21 protein-coding genes are annotated in these 18,779 nt (G+C 71.1%); 12 read left to right on the top strand and 9 right to left on the bottom strand.

What is annotated here, in order from left to right; translation table 11 throughout:
* Nucleotides 1-103 precede the first annotated feature (103 nt).
* Nucleotides 104-427: a hypothetical protein gene (locus IH48_RS36340; RefSeq protein ID WP_158710346.1), complete on the bottom strand. Its 324-nt coding sequence runs from the start codon at nt 425-427 to the stop codon at nt 104-106.
* Between the two features lie 102 nt (nt 428-529).
* On the opposite strand from IH48_RS36340, the gene IH48_RS0124415 reads away from it, so the two are divergent.
* The 3 genes from IH48_RS0124415 to IH48_RS0124405 are packed head-to-tail and all read left to right on the top strand — an operon-like array spanning nt 530 to nt 2,540.
* A complete protein-coding gene (locus tag IH48_RS0124415; RefSeq protein ID WP_030908570.1) occupies nt 530-925 on the top strand; it encodes a GntR family transcriptional regulator in 396 nt (131 codons plus the stop codon).
* Nucleotides 922-1,842 carry an ABC transporter ATP-binding protein gene (locus IH48_RS0124410; protein ID WP_078849986.1) on the top strand — a complete coding sequence of 307 codons (921 nt, stop codon included), beginning with the start codon at nt 922-924 and terminating at the stop codon, nt 1,840-1,842. The genes IH48_RS0124415 and IH48_RS0124410 overlap by 4 nt, the downstream gene beginning before the upstream one ends.
* A complete protein-coding gene (locus IH48_RS0124405; RefSeq protein WP_030908566.1) occupies nt 1,842-2,540 on the top strand; it encodes a hypothetical protein in 699 nt (232 codons plus the stop codon). Before IH48_RS0124410 ends, IH48_RS0124405 begins: the two co-directional genes overlap by 1 nt.
* Nucleotides 2,541-2,661: 121 nt before the next feature.
* On the opposite strand, the gene IH48_RS0124400 is transcribed toward IH48_RS0124405, so the two are convergent.
* Nucleotides 2,662-3,480: a helix-turn-helix transcriptional regulator gene (locus tag IH48_RS0124400; RefSeq protein WP_234434368.1), complete on the bottom strand. Its 819-nt coding sequence runs from the start codon at nt 3,478-3,480 to the stop codon at nt 2,662-2,664.
* Nucleotides 3,481-3,612: 132 nt separating this feature from the next.
* On the opposite strand from IH48_RS0124400, the gene IH48_RS0124395 reads away from it, so the two are divergent.
* The 3 genes from IH48_RS0124395 (at nt 3,613) to IH48_RS0124385 (ending at nt 6,170) form a co-directional block, all read left to right on the top strand.
* Complete coding sequence (locus IH48_RS0124395) at nt 3,613-4,677, top strand: aldo/keto reductase (RefSeq protein ID WP_030908562.1); 1,065 nt, start codon at nt 3,613-3,615, stop codon at nt 4,675-4,677.
* Between the two features lie 129 nt (nt 4,678-4,806).
* Nucleotides 4,807-5,592, top strand: coding sequence for an acetyltransferase (locus tag IH48_RS0124390; RefSeq protein WP_030908560.1), 786 nt, complete (start codon nt 4,807-4,809; stop codon nt 5,590-5,592).
* Between the two features lie 65 nt (nt 5,593-5,657).
* The gene (locus tag IH48_RS0124385) at nt 5,658-6,170 is read left to right on the top strand and encodes a peptidylprolyl isomerase (RefSeq protein WP_199809999.1); all 513 of its coding nucleotides are present in this window, start codon (nt 5,658-5,660) and stop codon (nt 6,168-6,170) included.
* Between the two features lie 108 nt (nt 6,171-6,278).
* On the opposite strand, the gene IH48_RS0124380 is transcribed toward IH48_RS0124385, so the two are convergent.
* Both IH48_RS0124380 and IH48_RS0124375 read right to left on the bottom strand, forming a co-directional pair.
* A complete protein-coding gene (locus tag IH48_RS0124380; protein WP_030908555.1) occupies nt 6,279-6,491 on the bottom strand; it encodes a DUF397 domain-containing protein in 213 nt (70 codons plus the stop codon).
* Nucleotides 6,473-7,315 carry a helix-turn-helix domain-containing protein gene (locus IH48_RS0124375; protein ID WP_030908553.1) on the bottom strand — a complete coding sequence of 281 codons (843 nt, stop codon included), beginning with the start codon at nt 7,313-7,315 and terminating at the stop codon, nt 6,473-6,475. The genes IH48_RS0124380 and IH48_RS0124375 overlap by 19 nt, the downstream gene beginning before the upstream one ends.
* A gap of 208 nt (nt 7,316-7,523) precedes the next feature.
* Between IH48_RS0124375 and IH48_RS0124370 the strand changes: the two genes are divergently transcribed.
* Entirely contained in the window at nt 7,524-7,808 is a 285-nt protein-coding gene (locus tag IH48_RS0124370) for a hypothetical protein (protein WP_030908550.1), read from the top strand.
* 62 nt (nt 7,809-7,870) lie between these two features.
* Nucleotides 7,871-8,095, top strand: coding sequence for a DUF6480 family protein (locus IH48_RS35230; RefSeq protein WP_078850008.1), 225 nt, complete (start codon nt 7,871-7,873; stop codon nt 8,093-8,095).
* A 25-nt stretch (nt 8,096-8,120) separates the two neighbouring features.
* Here IH48_RS35230 and IH48_RS0124360 read toward each other — a convergent pair whose 3' ends face one another.
* Both IH48_RS0124360 and IH48_RS0124355 read right to left on the bottom strand, forming a co-directional pair.
* The gene (locus IH48_RS0124360; RefSeq protein WP_030908547.1) at nt 8,121-8,888 is read right to left on the bottom strand and encodes a CDP-alcohol phosphatidyltransferase family protein; all 768 of its coding nucleotides are present in this window, start codon (nt 8,886-8,888) and stop codon (nt 8,121-8,123) included.
* 123 nt (nt 8,889-9,011) lie between these two features.
* Nucleotides 9,012-9,503: an SsgA family sporulation/cell division regulator gene (locus IH48_RS0124355; protein ID WP_030908544.1), complete on the bottom strand. Its 492-nt coding sequence runs from the start codon at nt 9,501-9,503 to the stop codon at nt 9,012-9,014.
* Between the two features lie 318 nt (nt 9,504-9,821).
* On the opposite strand from IH48_RS0124355, the gene IH48_RS0124350 reads away from it, so the two are divergent.
* A complete protein-coding gene (locus IH48_RS0124350) occupies nt 9,822-11,381 on the top strand; it encodes an RDD family protein (protein ID WP_030908541.1) in 1,560 nt (519 codons plus the stop codon).
* 90 nt (nt 11,382-11,471) lie between these two features.
* Nucleotides 11,472-12,296, top strand: coding sequence for an RDD family protein (locus IH48_RS0124345; RefSeq protein ID WP_030908537.1), 825 nt, complete (start codon nt 11,472-11,474; stop codon nt 12,294-12,296).
* A gap of 67 nt (nt 12,297-12,363) precedes the next feature.
* On the opposite strand, the gene IH48_RS0124340 is transcribed toward IH48_RS0124345, so the two are convergent.
* The gene (locus IH48_RS0124340) at nt 12,364-12,708 is read right to left on the bottom strand and encodes a hypothetical protein (protein ID WP_030908534.1); all 345 of its coding nucleotides are present in this window, start codon (nt 12,706-12,708) and stop codon (nt 12,364-12,366) included.
* 487 nt (nt 12,709-13,195) lie between these two features.
* On the opposite strand from IH48_RS0124340, the gene IH48_RS0124335 reads away from it, so the two are divergent.
* On the top strand, nt 13,196-15,619 hold the full coding sequence (locus IH48_RS0124335; RefSeq protein WP_030908531.1) for an immune inhibitor A domain-containing protein: 2,424 nt from the start codon (nt 13,196-13,198) through the stop codon (nt 15,617-15,619).
* 134 nt (nt 15,620-15,753) lie between these two features.
* The gene (locus IH48_RS0124330; RefSeq protein ID WP_234434367.1) at nt 15,754-16,170 is read left to right on the top strand and encodes a hypothetical protein; all 417 of its coding nucleotides are present in this window, start codon (nt 15,754-15,756) and stop codon (nt 16,168-16,170) included.
* Between the two features lie 572 nt (nt 16,171-16,742).
* On the opposite strand, the gene IH48_RS0124325 is transcribed toward IH48_RS0124330, so the two are convergent.
* Together IH48_RS0124325 and IH48_RS0124320 are read right to left on the bottom strand one after the other, a co-directional pair.
* Nucleotides 16,743-17,339, bottom strand: coding sequence for an isochorismatase family protein (locus IH48_RS0124325; protein WP_030908525.1), 597 nt, complete (start codon nt 17,337-17,339; stop codon nt 16,743-16,745).
* A 72-nt stretch (nt 17,340-17,411) separates the two neighbouring features.
* Nucleotides 17,412-18,734 carry a nicotinate phosphoribosyltransferase gene (locus tag IH48_RS0124320; RefSeq protein ID WP_030908522.1) on the bottom strand — a complete coding sequence of 441 codons (1,323 nt, stop codon included), beginning with the start codon at nt 18,732-18,734 and terminating at the stop codon, nt 17,412-17,414.
* Nucleotides 18,735-18,779: the final 45 nt, after the last annotated feature.

The raw sequence follows: 18,779 nt of genomic DNA, 5'->3' as shown, positions 1-18,779 counted from the left end.
CCCCGTGGCGGCAACACTGTGGTTTCGCGGAGCAAGGGCCCATCCGCGGCACGGATGGGCCCTGGAGGCGCGACCGCCGAGACGCGGCCGCTGCCTATGTGATTCAGCGCGCCGACGTGCCGGCCTTCGCCACGGTAACCTTACGGATCTTCATGCGGATCACCCCTCCCCATTGATGAAATGCCTGTTGCGTCACTTCGAGAATCATTTCCCGTTCGAGCGGCAGGCGAGGTGCAGCGTATCCAGGCGAAATCCGGCGTGGCAAGAATTCTAACCGGTCATTGTCGCCGGAGCTGGAGGGTTGTAATCCGGTTATTGCACCGTACCGGGCCGCGAGATCGACAAACGCCGCGGCCTGGTCGGGGACGGTGGCCGGGCGCGGCGATGCGGGCCGCCGCTCCGCTCGTGCCGCTGTTGGCAAGGTCATCCGGGTGGCCAGGATCCGTCCTGCCGCCGCGCCGTCCCGCGCCCTTGCCCGCCCTCCTAGTTCATCAGTAGAGTGGGTAACCAAGTAAGCAACGGAGGAACCATGTCACTCCCTGAGGACGGCGGGCCGATCTTCGCCCAGATCGCCGCAGAGCTGGCGAACCAGATCGCCGACGGCACCGTGGGCGAGGGCGAGCGCGTCGCGTCGAGCAACGAACTCGCGTCGTTCTACCGGGTCAACCCGGCCACGGCGGCCCGCAGCCTCACCGCCCTCTCCGAGGACGGCCTGGTGGAGAAGCGGCGGGGCGTCGGCATGTTCGTCGCCAAGGGCGCGCGCGAGCGGCTGCTGCGCGCACGGCGGCAGCGCTTCGCCGAGCGCTACGTACGGCCGTTGACGGCGGAGGCCGCACGCCTCGGCATCGACCTCGACGAGCTGCTCGGGCTGGTGCGCGACGAACTCGCCTCGGTGGAGCTGACGGTGGGAGGAGGAGCGGCATGACACCGGCGATCTCGGTGGCCGGACTCGGCCGCCGCTACCGTGACCACCAGGCGCTGGCCGACGTCACGTTCGACATCGGCACGCCGAGCATCACCGGCCTCGTGGGCCGCAACGGCGCGGGCAAGACCACACTGATGCGGATCCTGGCCGGCCAGGAGTTCGCCACCACCGGGCGCGTGCACGTGTTCGGGTCCACGCCGTTGGAGAACGACGCGGTACTGCGCCGCATGCTCCTCGTACGCGAGGACCAGGCCTACCCCGACCTGCGGGTGCGGCACGCGATCAGGGCCGCCTCGCTGGTCCACCCGAACTGGGATCCGCGCATGGCGGACACACTGCTCGACGCGTACGAACTGCCGCAGGCACGGCCCATCAAGAAGCTGTCGCGCGGCATGCGCACCGCGCTCGGCATCACCATCGGCCTTGCCGCACGCGCCGAACTCACCCTGTTCGACGAGCCGTACGCCGGCCTCGACGCGGTCGCCCGCACCCTCTTCTACGACCAGCTGCTGGCCGACTACACCGCCCACCCGCGGTGCATCGTGCTCTCGACCCACCTCATCGACGAGGCCGCCGAACTCCTCGACCGCGTCCTGGTTCTCGACCGCGGCCGTCTCGTCCTCGACGCGCCCACCGACGACCTGCGCGGCACCGCCACGACCGTCACAGGGCCGTCCCACGGCGTGCAGCGGTTCGTCGCCGGGCGCACGACGCTGAGCCTGCACACCATGGGCGGCCAGGCCAGGGCGGTGATGGCCGGCCGGCTCGACGAACGCGACCGTGAACTCGCCGGCCACCTGCGCCTGCGCCTCGAAGGGCTCACGCTCCAGCAGTTGGCGGTCCACGCCGCCGAACACCACGACGCGCCCGGCCACCACGGCCCGTCCACCCGCCCCACGACAGCGAAGGCATCCTGATGCGCCCGACCGCGCTCGTCACCGTCGCCCGCTACCTGCTGCTCGACCGCGTCACCTACGTCGTCATGCCGTGGGCCTGGGGGGCCTTCGGCTTCGCGATCGACGTGGTGATCCTGCGACTCACACCGGCGGGTGACACCGGCCAACGCTGGGTCGGCGGACTCGCCGCGGTCTTCATCGTCGTGTTCTCCGCGGGCGTGCAGACCGTCGCCCGCGCGCTGCCGTTCGCCCTCACCCTCGGGGTGAGCCGCCGCACCTACTACCTCGGCGCCGGCGGGCTGGCCCTCGCCATGGCCGCGTGCTTCGGCCTCGTGGTGACGCTCGGCCAGGCCGTCGAGCGCGCGACCGGCGGATGGGGCCTGCACATGGCCTTCTTCCGCGTCCCCTACGTCCTCGCGGGCCCCTGGTACATGTCGTGGCTCACGGCGACGACCGCGTTCGCCCTGCTGTTCGTGTACGGGATGTGGCACGGCCTGGTCCACCGCCGCGCCGGGATGACCGGCACCACGATCTTCGGCGGCGTGCAGCTCACGGCGCTGGCCCTCGCCGCGGTCATCGCGACATGGGTGCACGGCTGGACGAGCATCGTCCACTTCTTCACGACGATCACGGTCGCCGGAGCCACCGGCGTCCTGGCGATCCTGGTCGCGATCATGTTCGCCGGCGGCTTCGCCACGATCCGCCGCCTGACGGTGTAGCCGGGCGTGGGACGGGCCGGACCCTGCGACCGTCGGTGGCACCAGCACCGACCGCTGTGCCACCGACGACGGCTCGTCGCTGTGCGCGGCGCCCCGGCCGGGCGACGCTCCGGTCGACCTGTCAGCGTGTGCGCAACCGGTCCAACGCCGACCGGCTCCTGTCGTCTGCCGCACGGAAGATCAGCAATCGCTGATCCGGGTCCTGGAGCGGCATGAGCACCTCGAAATTCACCGTGATCAGACCGACGTCGGGATGGCGCATCATTTTCTTCCCGCGTCCGTTGACATTGATGTCCTGCTCAGCCCACCATCGTGCGAAATCCTCGTCACGGGCGATGAACTCGGCAATGAGGTCGGTCAACTCTCGATCCTCCGGATGCGCGGCCCATGCGGCGCGCAGGTGGGCGATCCCCTCGCGCACGACGCGCTCCCGGTCGACGTAGAACTCGCGCATGTCCGGGTGCATCAGACACAGCCACATCGCATTGCGCCGCGCCGCGGGCAGGGTGTCGAAATTCAACAGCAGCCCCGTCATCTCTCGGTTCCAGGCCAGGATGTCGTAGCGGTGGTTCATCAGCATGGCCGGCAGCGGCGACAGGTCGGTGACCAGCTGGGCCAGCGGCGGCGCCGGAGTGGTGGCGGGCTTGTCGGCGTTGCGGGGACGCTGTTGGGCCAGGTCGAAGAGATAGGCGCGTTCGGCGGGGGCCAGGCGCAGCGCTCGGGCCAGCCCCTCGACCACATCGGCTGAGGGCCGCAGCCCGCGGCCCTGTTCAAGCCGGACGATGTAGTCGACGCTGACCCCGGCCAGTTCGGCGACCTCTTCGCGGCGCAGTCCCGGAGTCCGCCGTGCCTGCCGCCGCAACGGCAGGCCCAGGGCGAGCGGGTCCAGCCGTTCGCGCCTGGCTCGCAGGAAAGCTGCCAGTTCCTCTGTTGCGTTCACGGCGTGGGACGTCATACCGGATGCAACGGGCAGGGTAGGACAGCTGTTCCCAGGAAACCTCCTCCCTTACCCCGGGCACGCGGCGGTCGCAGGCTTGTTTCTCGGCACGAATCACGAGCTCAGGAGGACATGATGTCGCTCACCCTCGATACTTACCGGCTGCTGGGCCGCTCCGGACTGCGCGTCTCACCCCTGGCGCTGGGCACGGCGACCTTCGGCACCGAGTGGGGCTGGGGCGCCGAGGAGGACGAGGCGCACAAACTGTTCGACCGCTACGTCGAGCATGGCGGCAACTTCATCGACACCGCCAACACCTACACCGAGGGCAGCTCCGAGCGCCTGCTGGGTGAGTTCACCCGTGAAAACCGCGAAAGCCTGGTGCTGGCGACCAAATACACGACGCTGCGCCGGCCCGGCGACCCGAATTCCGGGGGCCCTCACCGCAAGAGTCTGTTCGCTTCGGTGGAAGCCAGTCTGCGCCGGCTGAACACGGACTACATCGATCTGCTCTACCTGCACGTGTGGGATTTCACGACCCCGGTCGAGGAGATCCTGCGCGCCATGGACGACCTGGTCAGGCAGGGCAAGGTCCTGTACGTGGCGATGTCCAACGTCCCGGCGTGGCAGGTGTCGCGGATGCAGGCGATCGCCGACCTGCGCGGATGGTCGCCGCTGGTCGCTCTGGAGATCGAGTACAGCCTGATCGAGCGTACTGGTGAACGTGACCTGATCCCCATGGCACACGAGATGGGGCTGGGCGTCGTCCCGTACTCGCCCTTGGCCGGCGGGGTACTCACGGGCAAGTACAGCAGCGGTGACCTGACCGGGACAACGACCGCATCCGCCGAGTCCACCCGCAAGAGCTTCAATGCCGCCATGGGCATGGTCACCGAACACAACCTGACCATCGCTGATGTCGTGAAGGACGTCGCCAAGGAGCTGGGCCGCACGCCCGCCCAGGTCGGACTGGCCTGGACGCTGCAGAACCCGGACGTGGCAGCACCGATCATCGGCGCCCGTACACCCGCTCAGCTGGAGGACAACCTGGGCGCACTGGAGGTCGACTTCACCGCCGCCCAGTTGGCCCGCCTCGACGAGGCCAGCGCGATCGCACTCGGCTTCCCGCACGACGCACTCGCCAGTGACCACATTCGCAAGGTGACCGCGGGTGACATGAAGATCGACACTCGCCGCTGATACCTGCGGACTCGTAGTGCCGGATGGTGTGGCCCTCCATCCGGCACTGCCGCTACGGCCCGGCTCGTGTCCCCGGGCCCAAAAATGGGGAGCTACTAAATCGGTTGACCAGGTTCGTACGGTGTTGGCGTGAAGGACACTCTGATCGAGGAACTCCGCGCCGCGTACGACGCGCAACTGCGAGGTGTTACCCCGCCCGGCGGAAGCGCCCGCATCGAGAAGGACGGACCGCTGACTCGTGTCATCGGCTGGCACCGTGGTTTCGTCACGGGCCCGCGTGACCTCGGTGTGTACGGAGACGAGCTGGACACGCTCATCGCCCGGCAGCGTGACTTCTATGCTGCCCGTGGCGAGGCGGTCGAGTGGAAGACGCGCGCTCACGATCTCCCGGCCGACATCGAGGACCGGCTCACCGCGGCCGGGTTCGTCCCCGAGGACAGCGAGACCGTGCTCATCGGGCGGTGTGCGGACCTGGCCGCCGATCCTGTGCTGCCCGACGGTGTGACCCTCCGCCGCGTCACCGCAGGATCCGACTTCCAGCGGATCGCCGCCATGGAGGGCGCCGTCTGGGGCGAGGACTGGAGCTGGCTGGCCGACGACCTCGCCGCCCGGGTCGAGGACGCCCCGGAGAACACCATCGTCCTTGTCGCCGAGGCGCACGCCGAAGTCGTCTGCGCGGCATGGCTGGTGTTCAAGGACGGCGTCGACTTCGCCGGCCTCTGGGGCGGCTCAACGCTCAAGCAGTGGCGCGGGCGGGGCATTTACCGGGCGATGGTCGCCCACCGGGCCCGGCTCGCCGCTGCCCGCGACGTCCCCTACGTCTACGTCGACGCCTCGGCCGACAGCGCCCCGATCCTCACCCGCCTCGGCCTGCACGCGGTCACCACGACGACCCCGTACGTCTGGTCGCCCTGAGCTCAGGCGGAGGCGGGGTGTCGAGACGATCATTGCTCCATCGGGGTGGCACAATTCCGCGCATGATGAATCCCCGTGTTTACTTCGACATGACCGTAGGCGATGTGGCCGCAGGCCGGATCACGTTCGAGCTGTTCGCCGACGTAGTACCCAAGACGGCGGAGAACTTCCGCGCCCTCTGCACCGGCGAGAGGGGCGTCGGGAAGTCCGGCAAGCCCCTCCATTTCGAGGGGAGTAAGTTCCATCGGGTTATTCCCCAGTTCATGTGCCAGGGCGGGGACTTCACCCGGGGCGATGGCACGGGCGGCGAGAGCATCTACGGGGGGAAGTTCGCAGACGAGAACTTCGACCTCAAGCACGACGTGCCGGGCATCCTGTCGATGGCCAACGCCGGCCGGAACACCAACGGCTCCCAGTTCTTCATCTGCACCGTGCCGACGCCATGGCTGGACGGCAAGCACGTCGTGTTCGGCAAGGTCATCGACAACATGGAGCTGGTCAAGACCATCGAGTCGGTCGGCTCGCAGAACGGCAAGACCACCAAGGACGTGGTGATCAGTGCCTGCGGACAGCTCTGACAGGTCAGCTCGAAAGGTCCCCGGCCTCCCGGTATGACGCCGTGATGACAGCCCCGCCGGGGATCCTTGGATCCCCGGCGGGGCCACCGGCGACGCCTGAGGCGGAGTTCAGACGGAGGCGGGCGCGTCCCCCTTGAGCGCGGTGACGAACGCCGTCCAGGCACGCCGGGGGAGAAGGAGCGCCGGGCCGTGGGGGTTCTTGCTGTCGCGGACGGGGAGGACGGCGGGGAGGTTGGTCGCGATCTCGACGCACTCGCCGCCGTCGCTGTTGCTGTACGAGCTCTTGCGCCAGGCAGCACTGGTCAGGTCGATGGACCGCATGGTTCTTCCTCCATCATCCGCACTATGAGCTTCACCGACTCGGTCGGAGACAGCGCCAGGTCACGCACGGCATCATAACGTCGTTGCAGGCGCTCAACAGCGGCCGATTCGCTGACCAGTTCGCCCCTGTGGTCGTTTTCGACGTACGCCACGGTCTCACCGTCGGCCATGCGCAGGAACATCACCGCCGTGTTGCGCAGGCCATGCAGTCCCACCTCCTCCGGGACCACCTGAAGCGTCACGTTCGTCTGCTCCGCAGCCCGTGACAGATGCTCCAGCTGCATCCGCTGCTCGGTGGCGTCCTTCAACCGGGTCCGGAGGACTGCCCCCGACAGGATGGTGCGGAAGTGCGGTGCGCGCTTGCCCTTCAGCAACTCGGCCCGACGTGTGCGCGCCTCGACCTGGCGTGCCAGGTCCTCGCCCTCTGCTCCGCCGCTGGCCAGAAGCTCGGTCGCGTACCCCGCGGTTTGGAGCAGGCCCGGCAGGACGCCAGGGGCGTAGTGCCACAGGCTCACCGCCTCCGCCTCCAGCGTCATGTACCGCCGGTACTGCTCCTTGAACTGCGTCGGGTCGCCGATCGCCAGCTCCCACAGCGTCAGCAGGAAGCCCGGTGTTCCGTAGTGCTGGTCGAGCGCCTCGACCACCTCAGGGCCGCCCAGCGTCTCGCCGCTCTCCATCTTGCCGAACAGCGACCAGTCCCAGCCCAGCACCTCGCCGAGCCTGCGCAGGCTGTCGCCCTGCCGCCCCCGTAACGTCCTCAGCTCCTCCGCGAACCGCTGACGCGGCTGCTGGCTCCTGCCCGTGACCACTCGCCTGTGCGGCATCGCGCCGGCCTCCCTCGCCGTCCGGTGGAAAGTGTGGAATTTCCCGTGCGGTGCGGCGGAAGCACAGTCTCCGGTGGGCTTCTGAGACCTGTTTCGGCTACATGCTGATACCGCTCGCACTACGCACGGTAGTTACATCCAGCGCCGGGCGGAAGGGAATTCACCAGATATGACGAAACGTCAGGATGAAGGTGTACGTACGGCGGCGGTGAGCCGGCCCGTCGTGCGTGACGAGGCGACCGGGCGCGTGGGGGAGTTGATGTTCCTGGGTGAGTGGGACGATTCCGATGCCCGGCCGCCTCGCAGCCGTCGGCTCGCGTTCATCCGGCCGCTGGGCGGCGGGTGCGAGTGGTGCACCGCGCCCGAGTGCGTCACCGAGCTTCCCGCGTACGAGCGTCCCGACGCGGGCGGTCAGTACTGCGCGCACCGCGCCATCGGGCAGCGCGACGGGAAGACGCACTGCCGGGACTGCGCGGCGCAGATCTACCTGTGAAGGCTGAGTGCGCCGTGGCCGCGCGGTGGGATGGAAACCGTGCGATGGGTACCCGGCCCGCCATGACTGCTTCGAACCCGTATCCAGAACCGCGCACCACGTCCGTACGCGCGCCCGCCGTCGGTGTGCCGCCCGGTGAGACGCCCCCTGGCGAGGACAGCATGTCCGAGGCCGGGCCTCGTCACGTACAGCCACCGGGATGGGCCACGGGTCCGCTCGTGACCATGCTCGTGTGCGGCCTGCTGCTGGCCCTCGCCCTCGGCTTCTCCTTCTGGTACGACGTGTGAGGAGGCCGCCCCGGCGGGGGCGGCGTCAGCGCAGGCGGGACGAGTTCATGATCGACGCGAGGTGTGCCACCACCATCACCCAGCTCACCGCCGCGATCGCCGCGACCGCTATGCGCGTGGGCTCCGTGCTGTTGATCGCCGCGTCCACGATCGCCACCGCGAGCAGCAGCAGCGACGCCTCGATGCCGTTGGTGATGCGGTGGATCTTGAACGCGGAGGCGATCCGGCGGGCGAACGCGATGGACTGTGCGCGCGGCGCCGTCGACTCCTCGCTCGCCACCGGGAGGCCGCGGCGCGCACGCGCCACGTCCACCAGGTCCGTCGAGGCCTTCAGCAGCACGATGCCGAGCGCCGCCGCAAGACCGACGGACACCCACAGCAGCGAGCCGCCGCGTGCGGCCCTGAATCCGGCGCCCACCAGGAGCGCCGCGTCCGCCAGGTAGGCGCCCAGGCGGTCGACGTAGATGCCGACCGCGCTGTTCTGGCCCTTCCAGCGCGCCACTTCGCCGTCCACGCAGTCGAAGAGCAGGAACAGCTGGAAGAGGATGGCCGCGAGCAGTGCGCCCCACAGGCCGGGAATGAGCAGCGCGACGCCCGCGAGGATTCCGCAGACCACCATCGTCCAGGTCAGGGCGTTGGGTGTGACGCGCGTGCGCACCAGCTGCCGCGTGGCGTGCAGGGACAGCGTGCGCATGTACATGCGGCCGGCCCAGTGCTCGCCGTTGCGGCTCGCGAGTTTCGCGTTCGGCTGGCAGACCTCGCGCAGTTCCGCCAGTGCCGGTGCAGTCGTCATCCCGGTGTTCCCTCTCGCCCTCCGCCGACCCGTGTCGCCGCAAGGGTAGATGACCTCCCGGTGTCCTCCTGCGGCCGCCTGTCGTTGACCGCGGGAGCTGAGTAACCAGCCCCTCGCGGCGCGTCACTCGCCGGCGTCGTGGCAGTCGGTACCGTCCGACGGCCACGGGTCCCGCAGCCACAGTTCGTCCGCCGGTGTGGGCGCGAGCAGCGCCGCCAGGCCGTCGTCGATCCCGAGCCCGGCGGACTCGGTGCCGGGCGGCGCGACCCGCAGCGTGCGCTCCAGCCACCCGTAGACGTCGTCGAGTGCCGCCTGGAGCAGCGCGTCCCCGTCCGGTGAGGTCAGCGCCAGGCAGATGAGGCCCTGCCCTTCGACGCGCGTGGGCCAGATCCGCACGTCGCCGTGGCCGCACGGCCGGAACACCCCCTCCACCAGCAGCTCGCGCGCGAACGTCCAGTGGACCGGGTTCGCCGAGTGGATGTGGAAGGCGATGTGGACCGCGTACGGATCCGACGTCCGGTAGGTCAGCCTGGCCGGCACGGCGACGCTGTGCTCGGGCGACAGGACCAGGTCGACGTCGAGCTCGTGTTCCACGACGGTGTTCGCCTTGGTCATGGTGTCCGTCCTCTCCCTCGTTCGGCCCCGGGACTGGTTGTCCGGGCGCCGTACTGGGGGAGAGCGGGGAACCACGCGGTCATGACGCGACTTTCCCCATGATTTTTTGGGTCCCACGCGAACGGGTGGATATACGAACGAATGCGCGACTCGCCTGGGTGTGCCCTGCGTGCTCGCGACATGGGCTCTGGTGACGTTGTGTGACAAACCCGTGACCGGAAAGTGGCGCAAACGAGAGGACCGGCCCTCGGGCGGCCGGTGTTCTGATAGATGTGATGCCTCGAAACAAGGCTCTTGAGGAGATACGGGACCACGGTGATGAGCGCCCCGACATCGGCAGCCGACGGCGGCGGCCCCGCGGCCGGCTACTACCCGGACCCATCGATCCCGGGCTACGTCCGGTACTGGAACGGCGCCGCCTGGGTGCCGGGCAGCAGCAGGCCCGCGCCGCCCGGGACGGTGGCCGCGGCAGCGTCCGAGGCGACCGCGCCCGCGGGCACCGCTCCCGCGCCCGGTGCCGGCCCCGTGCCGCAGGCGGCCGAGGAGACCGGACCGGTCTTCTTCGACGAGGACCCTTCCGCGGGAGTCGCGGACGGCCCCGACGCGGGCCCCGGCCAGGAGCCGGCGTCCGCGTGGGCGGCGGACACCGCGCGCCAGTCCGGCTTCGGCGGTGACCAGGACCACCGTGTCTCCTGGGGTGCCGGAGGCCCCCAAGGCCCCGGAGGGCCCGAGGGCGCCGCCTCGCCGTCCGACGCCTCCGCGCTGTCGGCAGCCCCCGCCACCGGCCTGACCGGCGCCGCGCCGCTGCCGTCCCGCACCGTCGACGAGGGCGGACGCCACGGCGCGCCGCCCGCGGACCGGGCCCCCGTCGACTCCACCGCGGCGATGCGCGCCCTGGCGGCGGCGCGTCGCGCCAAGGACGGGGACGGCAACGACGCTGCCCGGCCGGCCGGCGACGCGCCGGGCGTGCCAGGCCAGGCGCAGGGCGAGCTGCCCGCGCGAGCCGCACGCGCCGCCCTGCCGGGCGGCACGCAGGCAGCGACCTCGGCGCCCGCGTCTCCGGTGGCCGCGCCCCCGCCCGCCGATGCCCGCGTGGCAGGCGCCGACACCGTCCAGGGCCAGGCGGCACCCGCCCCGTCCGGGTACGCGCCGCCCCCGCAGCGGACGCTCCCGGCCCAGCCGGGCGCCGCGCCGCAGGACCCGGCGGCCGCCGCGCCGCCCTGGGCGCAGCAGGTGCACCGGCTCGCGCAGGGCCCGACGGCGGCCGCGGCGCAGGCGGGGCCCGCGGCAGGTGCGCCGGGCGCTCTCGCTGGTGGCGAGCCGCCCGTCGTGCCGTGGAAGCCGCCGACGGAGGATCCGTTCCAGGCCGCGGCCCGCGCCCAGGCGAGCGCCCGCCCCGCGGGGCTCGGCCGGCGGCTGCTGGCCCGGGTCATCGACACCATCGTCGTCGGCGCGGTCGTCGGCGCCGCCGCCGCACCCCTCGCGCTGCGGGCCCGTACACACATCGACGACAAGATCGAGGCGGCGCGGCAGAGCGGACGCCTGGTCACGGTGTACCTGATCGACGGGACCACGGGCGGCTACCTCGCGGTCGTGCTGGCCGCGCTGCTGGTCGTCGGGGTGCTGTACGAGGCGCTGCCGACCGCCAGGTGGGGGCGCACGCTCGGCAAGAAGGCCTGCGGCCTGAAGGTCCTGGACCTCGAGTCGTTCGAGCCCCCCGGGTTCGGCAGGGCGCTCGCGCGCTGGCTGCTCTACGGGGTCCTCGGGGCAGTCGTCGTCGGTGTGCTGAACGTCGTGTGGTGCCTGTTCGACCGGCCGTGGCGGCAGTGCTGGCACGACAAGGCGGCGCACACGTTCGTCGCGCGCCGAGCGGGCTGAGCCGCCGGCCTCTGAGCGGCCGGGTCCCCGCGTTCGCCCGAACGGCGCCGACCGTTGGCGGTGCTCCGTCACGCGCGGTGCACTGCCCCCATGAGCAACGATGAGCCGTCGTCCGGTCAGCCGCCCGAGGAAGACCCCTTCCTGAAGAGGCCGAGGCCTCCCCGGCAGCCGCCGCCCGGGGATTCGGTCCCGCCGCCGGGCGCGGGCGCTCCTGGCGAGGAGGGCCCGGGCGGGAGCGCGGGGAGCGGGCAGCCGCCGCCGTACGGCCAGCCCCCGCCGCCCGGCGCGGGGCCGGGAGAGGGCCCGTACGGCGGGGATCCGTACGGCGGCGGGCCACAGGGCCCCGGCGGTCCGTACGGCGGCGACCCGTACGGCGGAGGCGGCCGGTACGGTGGCGGTCCCTACAGCGGCGACCCGTTCCGTGGCGGCGAACCGCTCGCGGGCATGCCGCCACTCGCGCCGTTCGGCACCCGGCTCGCGGCCCGGATCATCGACGCCCTCATCATCGCGATCCCGCTGGCTGTCATCTCGATCGCCGTCAACGGCTTCGACTTCTCGACGTCGAACGGCCAGAGCGAGGCGGACGCCATCGGCGATCAGTTCAGCACGGGGCAGCAGTGGCTGTGGGCGCTCATCTCGCTGATCGCGTACATCGGCTACGACACCTGGATGACGCACACGCGTGGGCAGACGCTCGGGAAGCGGTGGCTCAAGCTGCGGGTGGGAATGCTGGCCGACGGCTCCCGCCCGAGCGTCGGGGCCTCGCTGGCGCGGGCGGTCGTGCTGTGGCTGCCGGCGCTGGTGTGCTGCTTCTGCGTGTGGTGGATCATCATCGCCATCACGATCGTCGCCGGCCGCCCGTACAAGCAGGGGCTGCACGACAAGGCGGGGAAGACGGTCGTCGTCCAGGCATGAGCGGGCCGCCGTCCTGAGCGGGCCGCCGTCCTGAGCGGGCCGCGTCCCGAGGGCCCGCCGGCCCCGGTCAGCGCCCCAGCGAGTGCTGCTCCACGCGTGCGGCGCGGGTCCGTGCGCCCGCATGGGGCCGGCGCGCGCGGGCGCCCGCCGGCGGTGCGGCCATGGCGGACTCCGCGGCCGTCTCCGCGAGGGCCGCCACGGCGGACGCGGACGCGGCCGCCTCGCGGGCCGCCCGCGCACGGTGCGGCATCGGCACCGTCAGGGCCACCAGCAGGCCCAGCCCGAGGGCCACGACGCCGATCACCACCACGCCCGCGCCCCTCGGGACACCGGTCAGCAGGAGCATGGCGAGGGCTGAGCAGATGACGGTGGCTGAACCATAGGCGAGCTGTGCGGCGTTCGGACGCGGCATGGCGTTTCCGTCCCTCGGAACATGTGCCGGCGCCTCGGGGTGCGGCCGGCGATCGACGGTGCAGGACATCGGCTTCTGGACGGTGCTGAGGTCAGGGTGGATGCGCGCGGGTCGCACGTGTCGGGCGACTCTACGACGGTGAATGCCCCGAGGGACGTGCGGTAAGCGTGACCTCACCCACGGTGCCGATGCACGGGGGGCGCACAGGTTCATGCGGACGCCCGCAAGTCCGTGCGGTGCGCCCGCCGCTCGGCGCGGGGCCCGCCCTGTGGCGCCGAAGACCAACGGATGATCAGCCGATCTTCCGCTTTCCTTAGCGGAATCGTCGTGAACAAGTCAAGACTGTCATTTTTTCGTCAACTCCGGTCCAATGGCGCCACTTGAACCGCGTACAGAACGCGCACAGGTCGCGTAAAGGCGCGCACCGGCCGAACGGACGCCCACAAGGACGGTCCTCAGGCGCGGGCGCGGGGGAGGACACCAGCGAGTGATCAGGACAGGACGGGCGAGACGTGCGGCGGCGGTGATCGTGGCGGTCGCCGCGACCGCGGCGACGGCCTCCGCCTTCAGCACGGCGCAGGCGCAGGAGAACCCCGCGGCGGGGTCGCGTTCGGGTGCCGCCCAGGTGCAGCGACGCGACCCGGCGCCGCAGGCGGGCGATGTCGAGCACAACCTGCCGGGCCCCTTCACCAAGGAGCAGACGAAGGAGCGCAAGGCGGCGCTCGACCAGGTGCTCTCCGGGCACCGCAAGGCCGTCGAGCGCGGCGGCTCCAGCGTGGTGAAGCTCGGCGGCGGCAAGTACGTCGAGCTCGGCAGGGAGAAGACCGACCGGATCTTCACGATCCTCGTCGAGTTCGGCGACAAGGTCGACAACACGACGAAGTACGACCCGGACGGCCCGGGCCCGAAGCCGCCCGTGACGCAGTACGGCGGCAACCCGGGACCGTCGCACAACCAGATAGCCGAGCCGAACCGCAAGGTCGACAACTCCACCGCCTGGCAGGCCGACTACAACCAGCAGCACTTCCAGGACCTGTACTTCGGCACGGGCAAGGACAAGACCGGCAAGCAGCGGGAATCGCTGAAGACGTACTACGAGAAGCAGTCCTCCGGCCGCTACTCCGTCGACGGCGAGGTCACCGACTGGGTCAAGATCCCGTACAACGAGGCCCGTTACGGCTCGGACTACTGCGGCAGCACCACCTGCCCGTCCGTCTGGGACGCGGTGCGCGACGGCGTCAACGCCTGGGTGGCGGACCAGAAGGCCAAGGGCGAGTCGAGCGCCGAGATCAAGGCGGACCTGGCGCAGTACGACAAGTGGGACCGCTACGACTACGACAACGACGGCAACTTCAACGAGCCCGACGGCTACATCGACCACTTCCAGATCGTGCACGCCGGAGAGGACGAGTCCGCCGGCGGCGGCGTCCAGGCCGACAACGCGATCTGGGCGCACCGCTGGTACGCGTACGGCTCGGACGCGGGCGCCACGGGCCCCGCGGACAACAAGGCGGGCGGCACGCAGATCGGCGACACCGGCATGTGGGTCGGCGACTACACGATGCAGCCGGAGAACGGCGGACTCGGCGTCTTCGCCCACGAGTACGGCCACGACCTCGGCCTGCCCGACAACTACGACACCGCGGGCGGCGACAACTCGACCGCCTTCTGGGACCTGATGTCCTCGGGCTCGTGGCTCGGCACCGGCAAGAACGCGATCGGCGACATGCCGGGCGACATGACCGCGTGGGACAAGCTGCAGCTCGGCTGGCTCAACTACGCGCAGGCCAAGGCCGCGACGAGGTCCACGGTGAGGCTCGGGGTCTCGGAGTACAACACGAAGAGGCCGCAGGCCCTGGTGGTGAACCTGCCGAAGAAGGAGAAGACCACGACCGTCGTGGAGCCCGCGCAGGGATCCACGCAGTGGTGGAGCGGCATGGGTGACAACCTCAAGAACACCCTGACCCGTTCCGTCGACCTCACCGGCAAGTCCGCGGCCTCGCTGACGCTCGACGGCTGGTGGGACATCGAGAACGGCTACGACTACCTGTACGCCGAGGTCTCGACCGACGGCGGCGCCGACTGGACGCCGCTGGACGGCACGGCGGACGGCGCGGCCATCCCGAGGGACGGCGGCGACAAGCCGGCGCTGACCGGAACGTCGGGCGCGTACAAGAAGCTCGTGTACCCGCTGGACGCCTACGCCGGCAAGAAGATCGACCTCCGCTTCCGCTACCTGACGGACGGCGGCGTGGCGCAGAAGGGGTTCGCGGCCGACGAGATCAGCGTCGTCGCCGACGGCACCGCGCTGTTCACCGACAACGCGGAGAGTGCGGACGCCGGTTGGACCACGGACGGCTTCTCGCGCATCGGCGGGTCCTTCAGCAAGGACTACAACCAGTACTACATCGTGGAGAACCGCGAGTACACGAGCTACGACAAGACGCTGCGCACCGGCCCGTACAACTTCGGCTTCACGGCGCCCAACGATCTCAAGGTCGAGCACTTCCCTTACCAGAACGGCATGTTGATCTGGTACTGGGACACCTCGCAGGCCGACAACAACACGAGCGTGCACCCGGGCGAGGGCCTGATCCTTCCCGTGGACGCGCACCCGAAGGCCCTGAAGTGGTCCGACGGGACGGTCATGCGCAACAGGATCCAGGCGTTCGACGCGCCGTTCAGCTGGTGGCCGACGCCGGCGCTCACGCTGCACAAGGCGGACGTGCCGACGCGGATCAAGCCGCAGCGCGGGGTCATCGCCTTCGACGACCACCGGGGCTCCTACTGGGACCCGGCGAACCCCGAGGGAAGCGTCAAGGTTCCTGACACCAACACCAGGATCACCCTCGTCGGCCAGCCCATCAGTGGCGCGAGCATGACAATTCATGTGGGGCCGTCGACTCGTTAAGGATTGAATCCGCAGGTCAGAGCAGTGATCGGCCGTCGCCCTCTAGCGGGCGGCGGCCGATCGTGTTTAGGTGCAGCTGTGCATTTCTTATTGACACGACGTCTCGCGGGGGGAGCGGGGGGAGAGGAACGATCATGGCAGGCGGAGGCTTCAGCAGGCTCCCCAATGGCAGAGTGGTGGTGGCGCTGACCGTGCCGAGACCCGCTGCCGAGGGCGGCAGCACGGTACGAGTCCTGGTCCACGCGGAGAACCGGGCGCGCGCCCTGACCAGGCTGCGCAACCTCGGTCTTCGTGCGGTCTACCTGCGGGGGAACGCCGAACCACCCAGCCCGGACGAGGTCACCGCGGTCCTGCACCACCCCGAGGGGCTGCTCTGGCGGCCCACCCCGCAGTGCCCGGGGGACGCGAGCGCGCTCTGGCAGCCCATCCGCTCGCTCGTCCGCCCAGGCCGCGCGTGGCAGCCGGCCCCTGCGCGCCCCGGCCTGGCACGCAAGCCCATGGCCCCCTGGCGCCACCTCCCGGCCACACCACGGGTCCGCACCAGCGGCTGACGCGCCCGCCGCCCAGCACCCCTGGGCACCCGCTCAGGGGGCGCCGGCCGCGTGAGCCTGTGTTCGCCCGCCGAGGGTCTCGGCGCCCGCCCCGAGCTCCGGGAGCGCCCGCCCCCGTCGGGGCCCGAAGCCCCGCTCGGCGGGCCGTTGACGCCCCCCGCGCGGGCCCTGTGGCGGCTCGCCATGGCAGCGTCGGCCGTTTGGGCCTGTGTCCCCCGCTCCTGCCGGGGGCCGAGCCTCGCTCGGCGTGCTGTTGACGCCTCCCGCGCGGGCCGCGCAAGCCTCTGGGCACCCCCTCAGGGGGCGCCGGCCGTGTGAGTCTGCGTTCGCCCGCCGAGGGCCTCGGCGCCCGCCCCGTCGGGGCCCGAAGCCCCGCTCGGCGGGCTGGGGCACTTGCCGCGGGACGTCGCGCCCGGCCCTGGCCCCGGGAACGCCCGCCGGCACCGCCCCACCCGGGGCACGCGGCCACGCCGCTCGCTCGGCCCCCACGGGGCGGAGGCTTCCGGCGGGGCCGGAGGGGCCTGCGGGCGGTGGCCGGCCTAGGTCAGGGCCGGCGCTCCCGGGCCCGGGGGCTAGCGGACCACCGGCTTGCCCGTGAGTTCGATGCCCGCCGCGCGCATCAACGTGAGCGCCTCGTCCGTCGTGTCGCGGGCCACGCCCGCCGTCAGGTCGAGCAGGACGCGGGTCCTGAAGCCCTCGCGCGCCGCGTCCAGGGCCGTGGCGCGTACGCAGTGGTCCGTGGCGATGCCCACCACGTCGACCTCCGTGACCTCGCGCGCCCGCAGCCAGTCGGCCGGCGCCGTGCCGTTCTCGTCGCGGCCCTCGAAGCCGCTGTACGCGGCCGCGTACTCGCCCTTGCCGAAGACCGCGCCGATCCCGCCCGACGCGACAGCGGGCGCGAAGTTCGGGTGGAAGCCCACGCCCTCCGTGCCCGCCACGCAGTGCACCGGCCAGCTGTGCACGTAGTCCGGCGTCGCGGGGGGCTTCGCGAAGTGGCCGCCCGGGTCGATGTGGTGGTCGCGGGTGGCCACGACATGCCGGTAACCCGCCGTGGCCTGCCCGATCAGCTCCGTGATCGCGGCGGCCACGTCCGCGCCGCCGGACACCGCGAGGCTGCCGCCCTCGCAGAAGTCGTTCTGTACGTCGACGACGATCAGTGCGCGATGCATGGCCGCAGTTCCCCCATCCGTCCCCACTCATCTCTTCCCGGGCACTCTCTGTTCATGCCATAGCGCATATCGTCACACGAATTCCGTCGGAATCACCGGTTCGCCCCGCGACAACTGCATCGCGGACATCGGCAGCCCCGCACGTGCCGCGATGTGCCGGTCGCGCGCCGCGTCGAGCGGCTCACGCGTGACGATCTCGCCGCCCTTGACCAGTTGCACAAGCAGCTGCCTTTCGGCCAGGTCGCGCGGCACAGGACCGGTGCCGACGACCTCGGCCTCCGCCGCGCCCTCGCCGTCCAGCCTGCGCGCCGCCCACTTGCGTCCGCCGATGGACGTCTTCCCGCCCAGGGACTTCTTCGCGACGGGCTGCAGCGGCCCGTCGGCCGACCGGCCGCGCGCGACGATCTTGTAGACCATCGAGCACGTCGGGTGCCCGCTGCCGGTGACCAGCTGCGTGCCGACGCCGTACGCGTCCACCGGCGCCGCCGCGAGCGACGCGATCGCGTACTCGTCCAGGTCGGAGGTGACGACGATCTTGGTGTTCACCGCGCCCAGGTCGTCGAGCTGCTGGCGCACCCGGTGCGCGACGAGCAGCAGGTCGCCCGAGTCGATCCGGACGGCGCCGAGCTCGGGCCCCGCGATCTCCACGGCCGTGCGCACGGCCTCCGCGACGTCGTAGGTGTCGACGAGCAGCGTCGTTCCGCGCCCCAGCGAGTCGACCTGCGCCTGGAACGCGTCACGCTCCGAGTCGTGCAGCAGCGTGAACGCGTGGGCGCTCGTGCCGACCGTCGGGATGCCGTACCGGAAGCCGGCCGCGAGGTCGGACGTGGAGTCGAAGCCGCCGACGTACGCGGCGCGCGCCGCGGCGACCGCGCTCAGCTCGTGCGTGCGCCGTGCGCCCATCTCGATCAGCCCGCGCCCGCCCGCCGCCGCCGACATCCGCGAGGCGGCCGCCGCGATCGCCGAGTCGTGGTTGAGGATCGAGAGGATCACCGTCTCCAGCACCACGCACTGGGCGAACGACCCCTCGACGCGCAGGATCGGCGAGCCGGGGAAGTACACCTCGCCCTCGGGATAGCCCCAGATGTCGCCCGTGAAGCGGTAGCCGGCCAGCCAGTCCAGCGTCTGCTCGTCCACGATGTGCTGCTCGCGCAGGAAGCCGAGGACGCCCGGGTCGAAGCGGAAGTTCTCCACCGCGTCGAGCACGCGGCCCGTTCCCGCCACCACGCCGTAGCGCCTGCCCTCCGGCAGGCGCCGGGTGAACGCCTCGAACACCGAGTGGCGGTCGGCCGTGCCGCCGCGCAGCGCGGCCTGCAGCATCGTGAGCTCGTACTGGTCGGTGAACAGGGCGGTGGAGGGCACGTCCACCGGCAGCCCCAGGTCCGGAGTGGTCATATGACGATGCTACCCCCATTACTCGTCAGAGTGACGATTTCTAGG

The organism is Streptomyces sp. NRRL F-5126 (assembly GCF_000721265.1).
Lineage (GTDB): Bacteria > Actinomycetota > Actinomycetes > Streptomycetales > Streptomycetaceae > Streptomyces.
This window is presented reverse-complemented; position numbering and strand designations above follow the sequence as displayed.

Coding starts and splice junctions, on each gene's coding strand:
- IH48_RS36340 (WP_158710346.1), bottom strand. CDS start 427: ATGACCTTGCCAACAGCGGCACGAGCGGAGCGGCGGCCCGCATCGCCG.
- IH48_RS0124415 (WP_030908570.1), top strand. CDS start 530: ATGTCACTCCCTGAGGACGGCGGGCCGATCTTCGCCCAGATCGCCGCA.
- IH48_RS0124410 (WP_078849986.1), top strand. CDS start 922: ATGACACCGGCGATCTCGGTGGCCGGACTCGGCCGCCGCTACCGTGAC.
- IH48_RS0124405 (WP_030908566.1), top strand. CDS start 1,842: ATGCGCCCGACCGCGCTCGTCACCGTCGCCCGCTACCTGCTGCTCGAC.
- IH48_RS0124395 (WP_030908562.1), top strand. CDS start 3,613: ATGTCGCTCACCCTCGATACTTACCGGCTGCTGGGCCGCTCCGGACTG.
- IH48_RS0124385 (WP_199809999.1), top strand. CDS start 5,658: ATGAATCCCCGTGTTTACTTCGACATGACCGTAGGCGATGTGGCCGCA.
- IH48_RS0124380 (WP_030908555.1), bottom strand. CDS start 6,491: ATGCGGTCCATCGACCTGACCAGTGCTGCCTGGCGCAAGAGCTCGTAC.
- IH48_RS0124375 (WP_030908553.1), bottom strand. CDS start 7,315: ATGCCGCACAGGCGAGTGGTCACGGGCAGGAGCCAGCAGCCGCGTCAG.
- IH48_RS35230 (WP_078850008.1), top strand. CDS start 7,871: ATGACTGCTTCGAACCCGTATCCAGAACCGCGCACCACGTCCGTACGC.
- IH48_RS0124360 (WP_030908547.1), bottom strand. CDS start 8,888: ATGACGACTGCACCGGCACTGGCGGAACTGCGCGAGGTCTGCCAGCCG.
- IH48_RS0124355 (WP_030908544.1), bottom strand. CDS start 9,503: ATGACCAAGGCGAACACCGTCGTGGAACACGAGCTCGACGTCGACCTG.
- IH48_RS0124350 (WP_030908541.1), top strand. CDS start 9,822: ATGAGCGCCCCGACATCGGCAGCCGACGGCGGCGGCCCCGCGGCCGGC.
- IH48_RS0124345 (WP_030908537.1), top strand. CDS start 11,472: ATGAGCAACGATGAGCCGTCGTCCGGTCAGCCGCCCGAGGAAGACCCC.
- IH48_RS0124340 (WP_030908534.1), bottom strand. CDS start 12,708: ATGCCGCGTCCGAACGCCGCACAGCTCGCCTATGGTTCAGCCACCGTC.
- IH48_RS0124330 (WP_234434367.1), top strand. CDS start 15,754: ATGGCAGGCGGAGGCTTCAGCAGGCTCCCCAATGGCAGAGTGGTGGTG.
- IH48_RS0124325 (WP_030908525.1), bottom strand. CDS start 17,339: ATGCATCGCGCACTGATCGTCGTCGACGTACAGAACGACTTCTGCGAG.
- IH48_RS0124320 (WP_030908522.1), bottom strand. CDS start 18,734: ATGACCACTCCGGACCTGGGGCTGCCGGTGGACGTGCCCTCCACCGCC.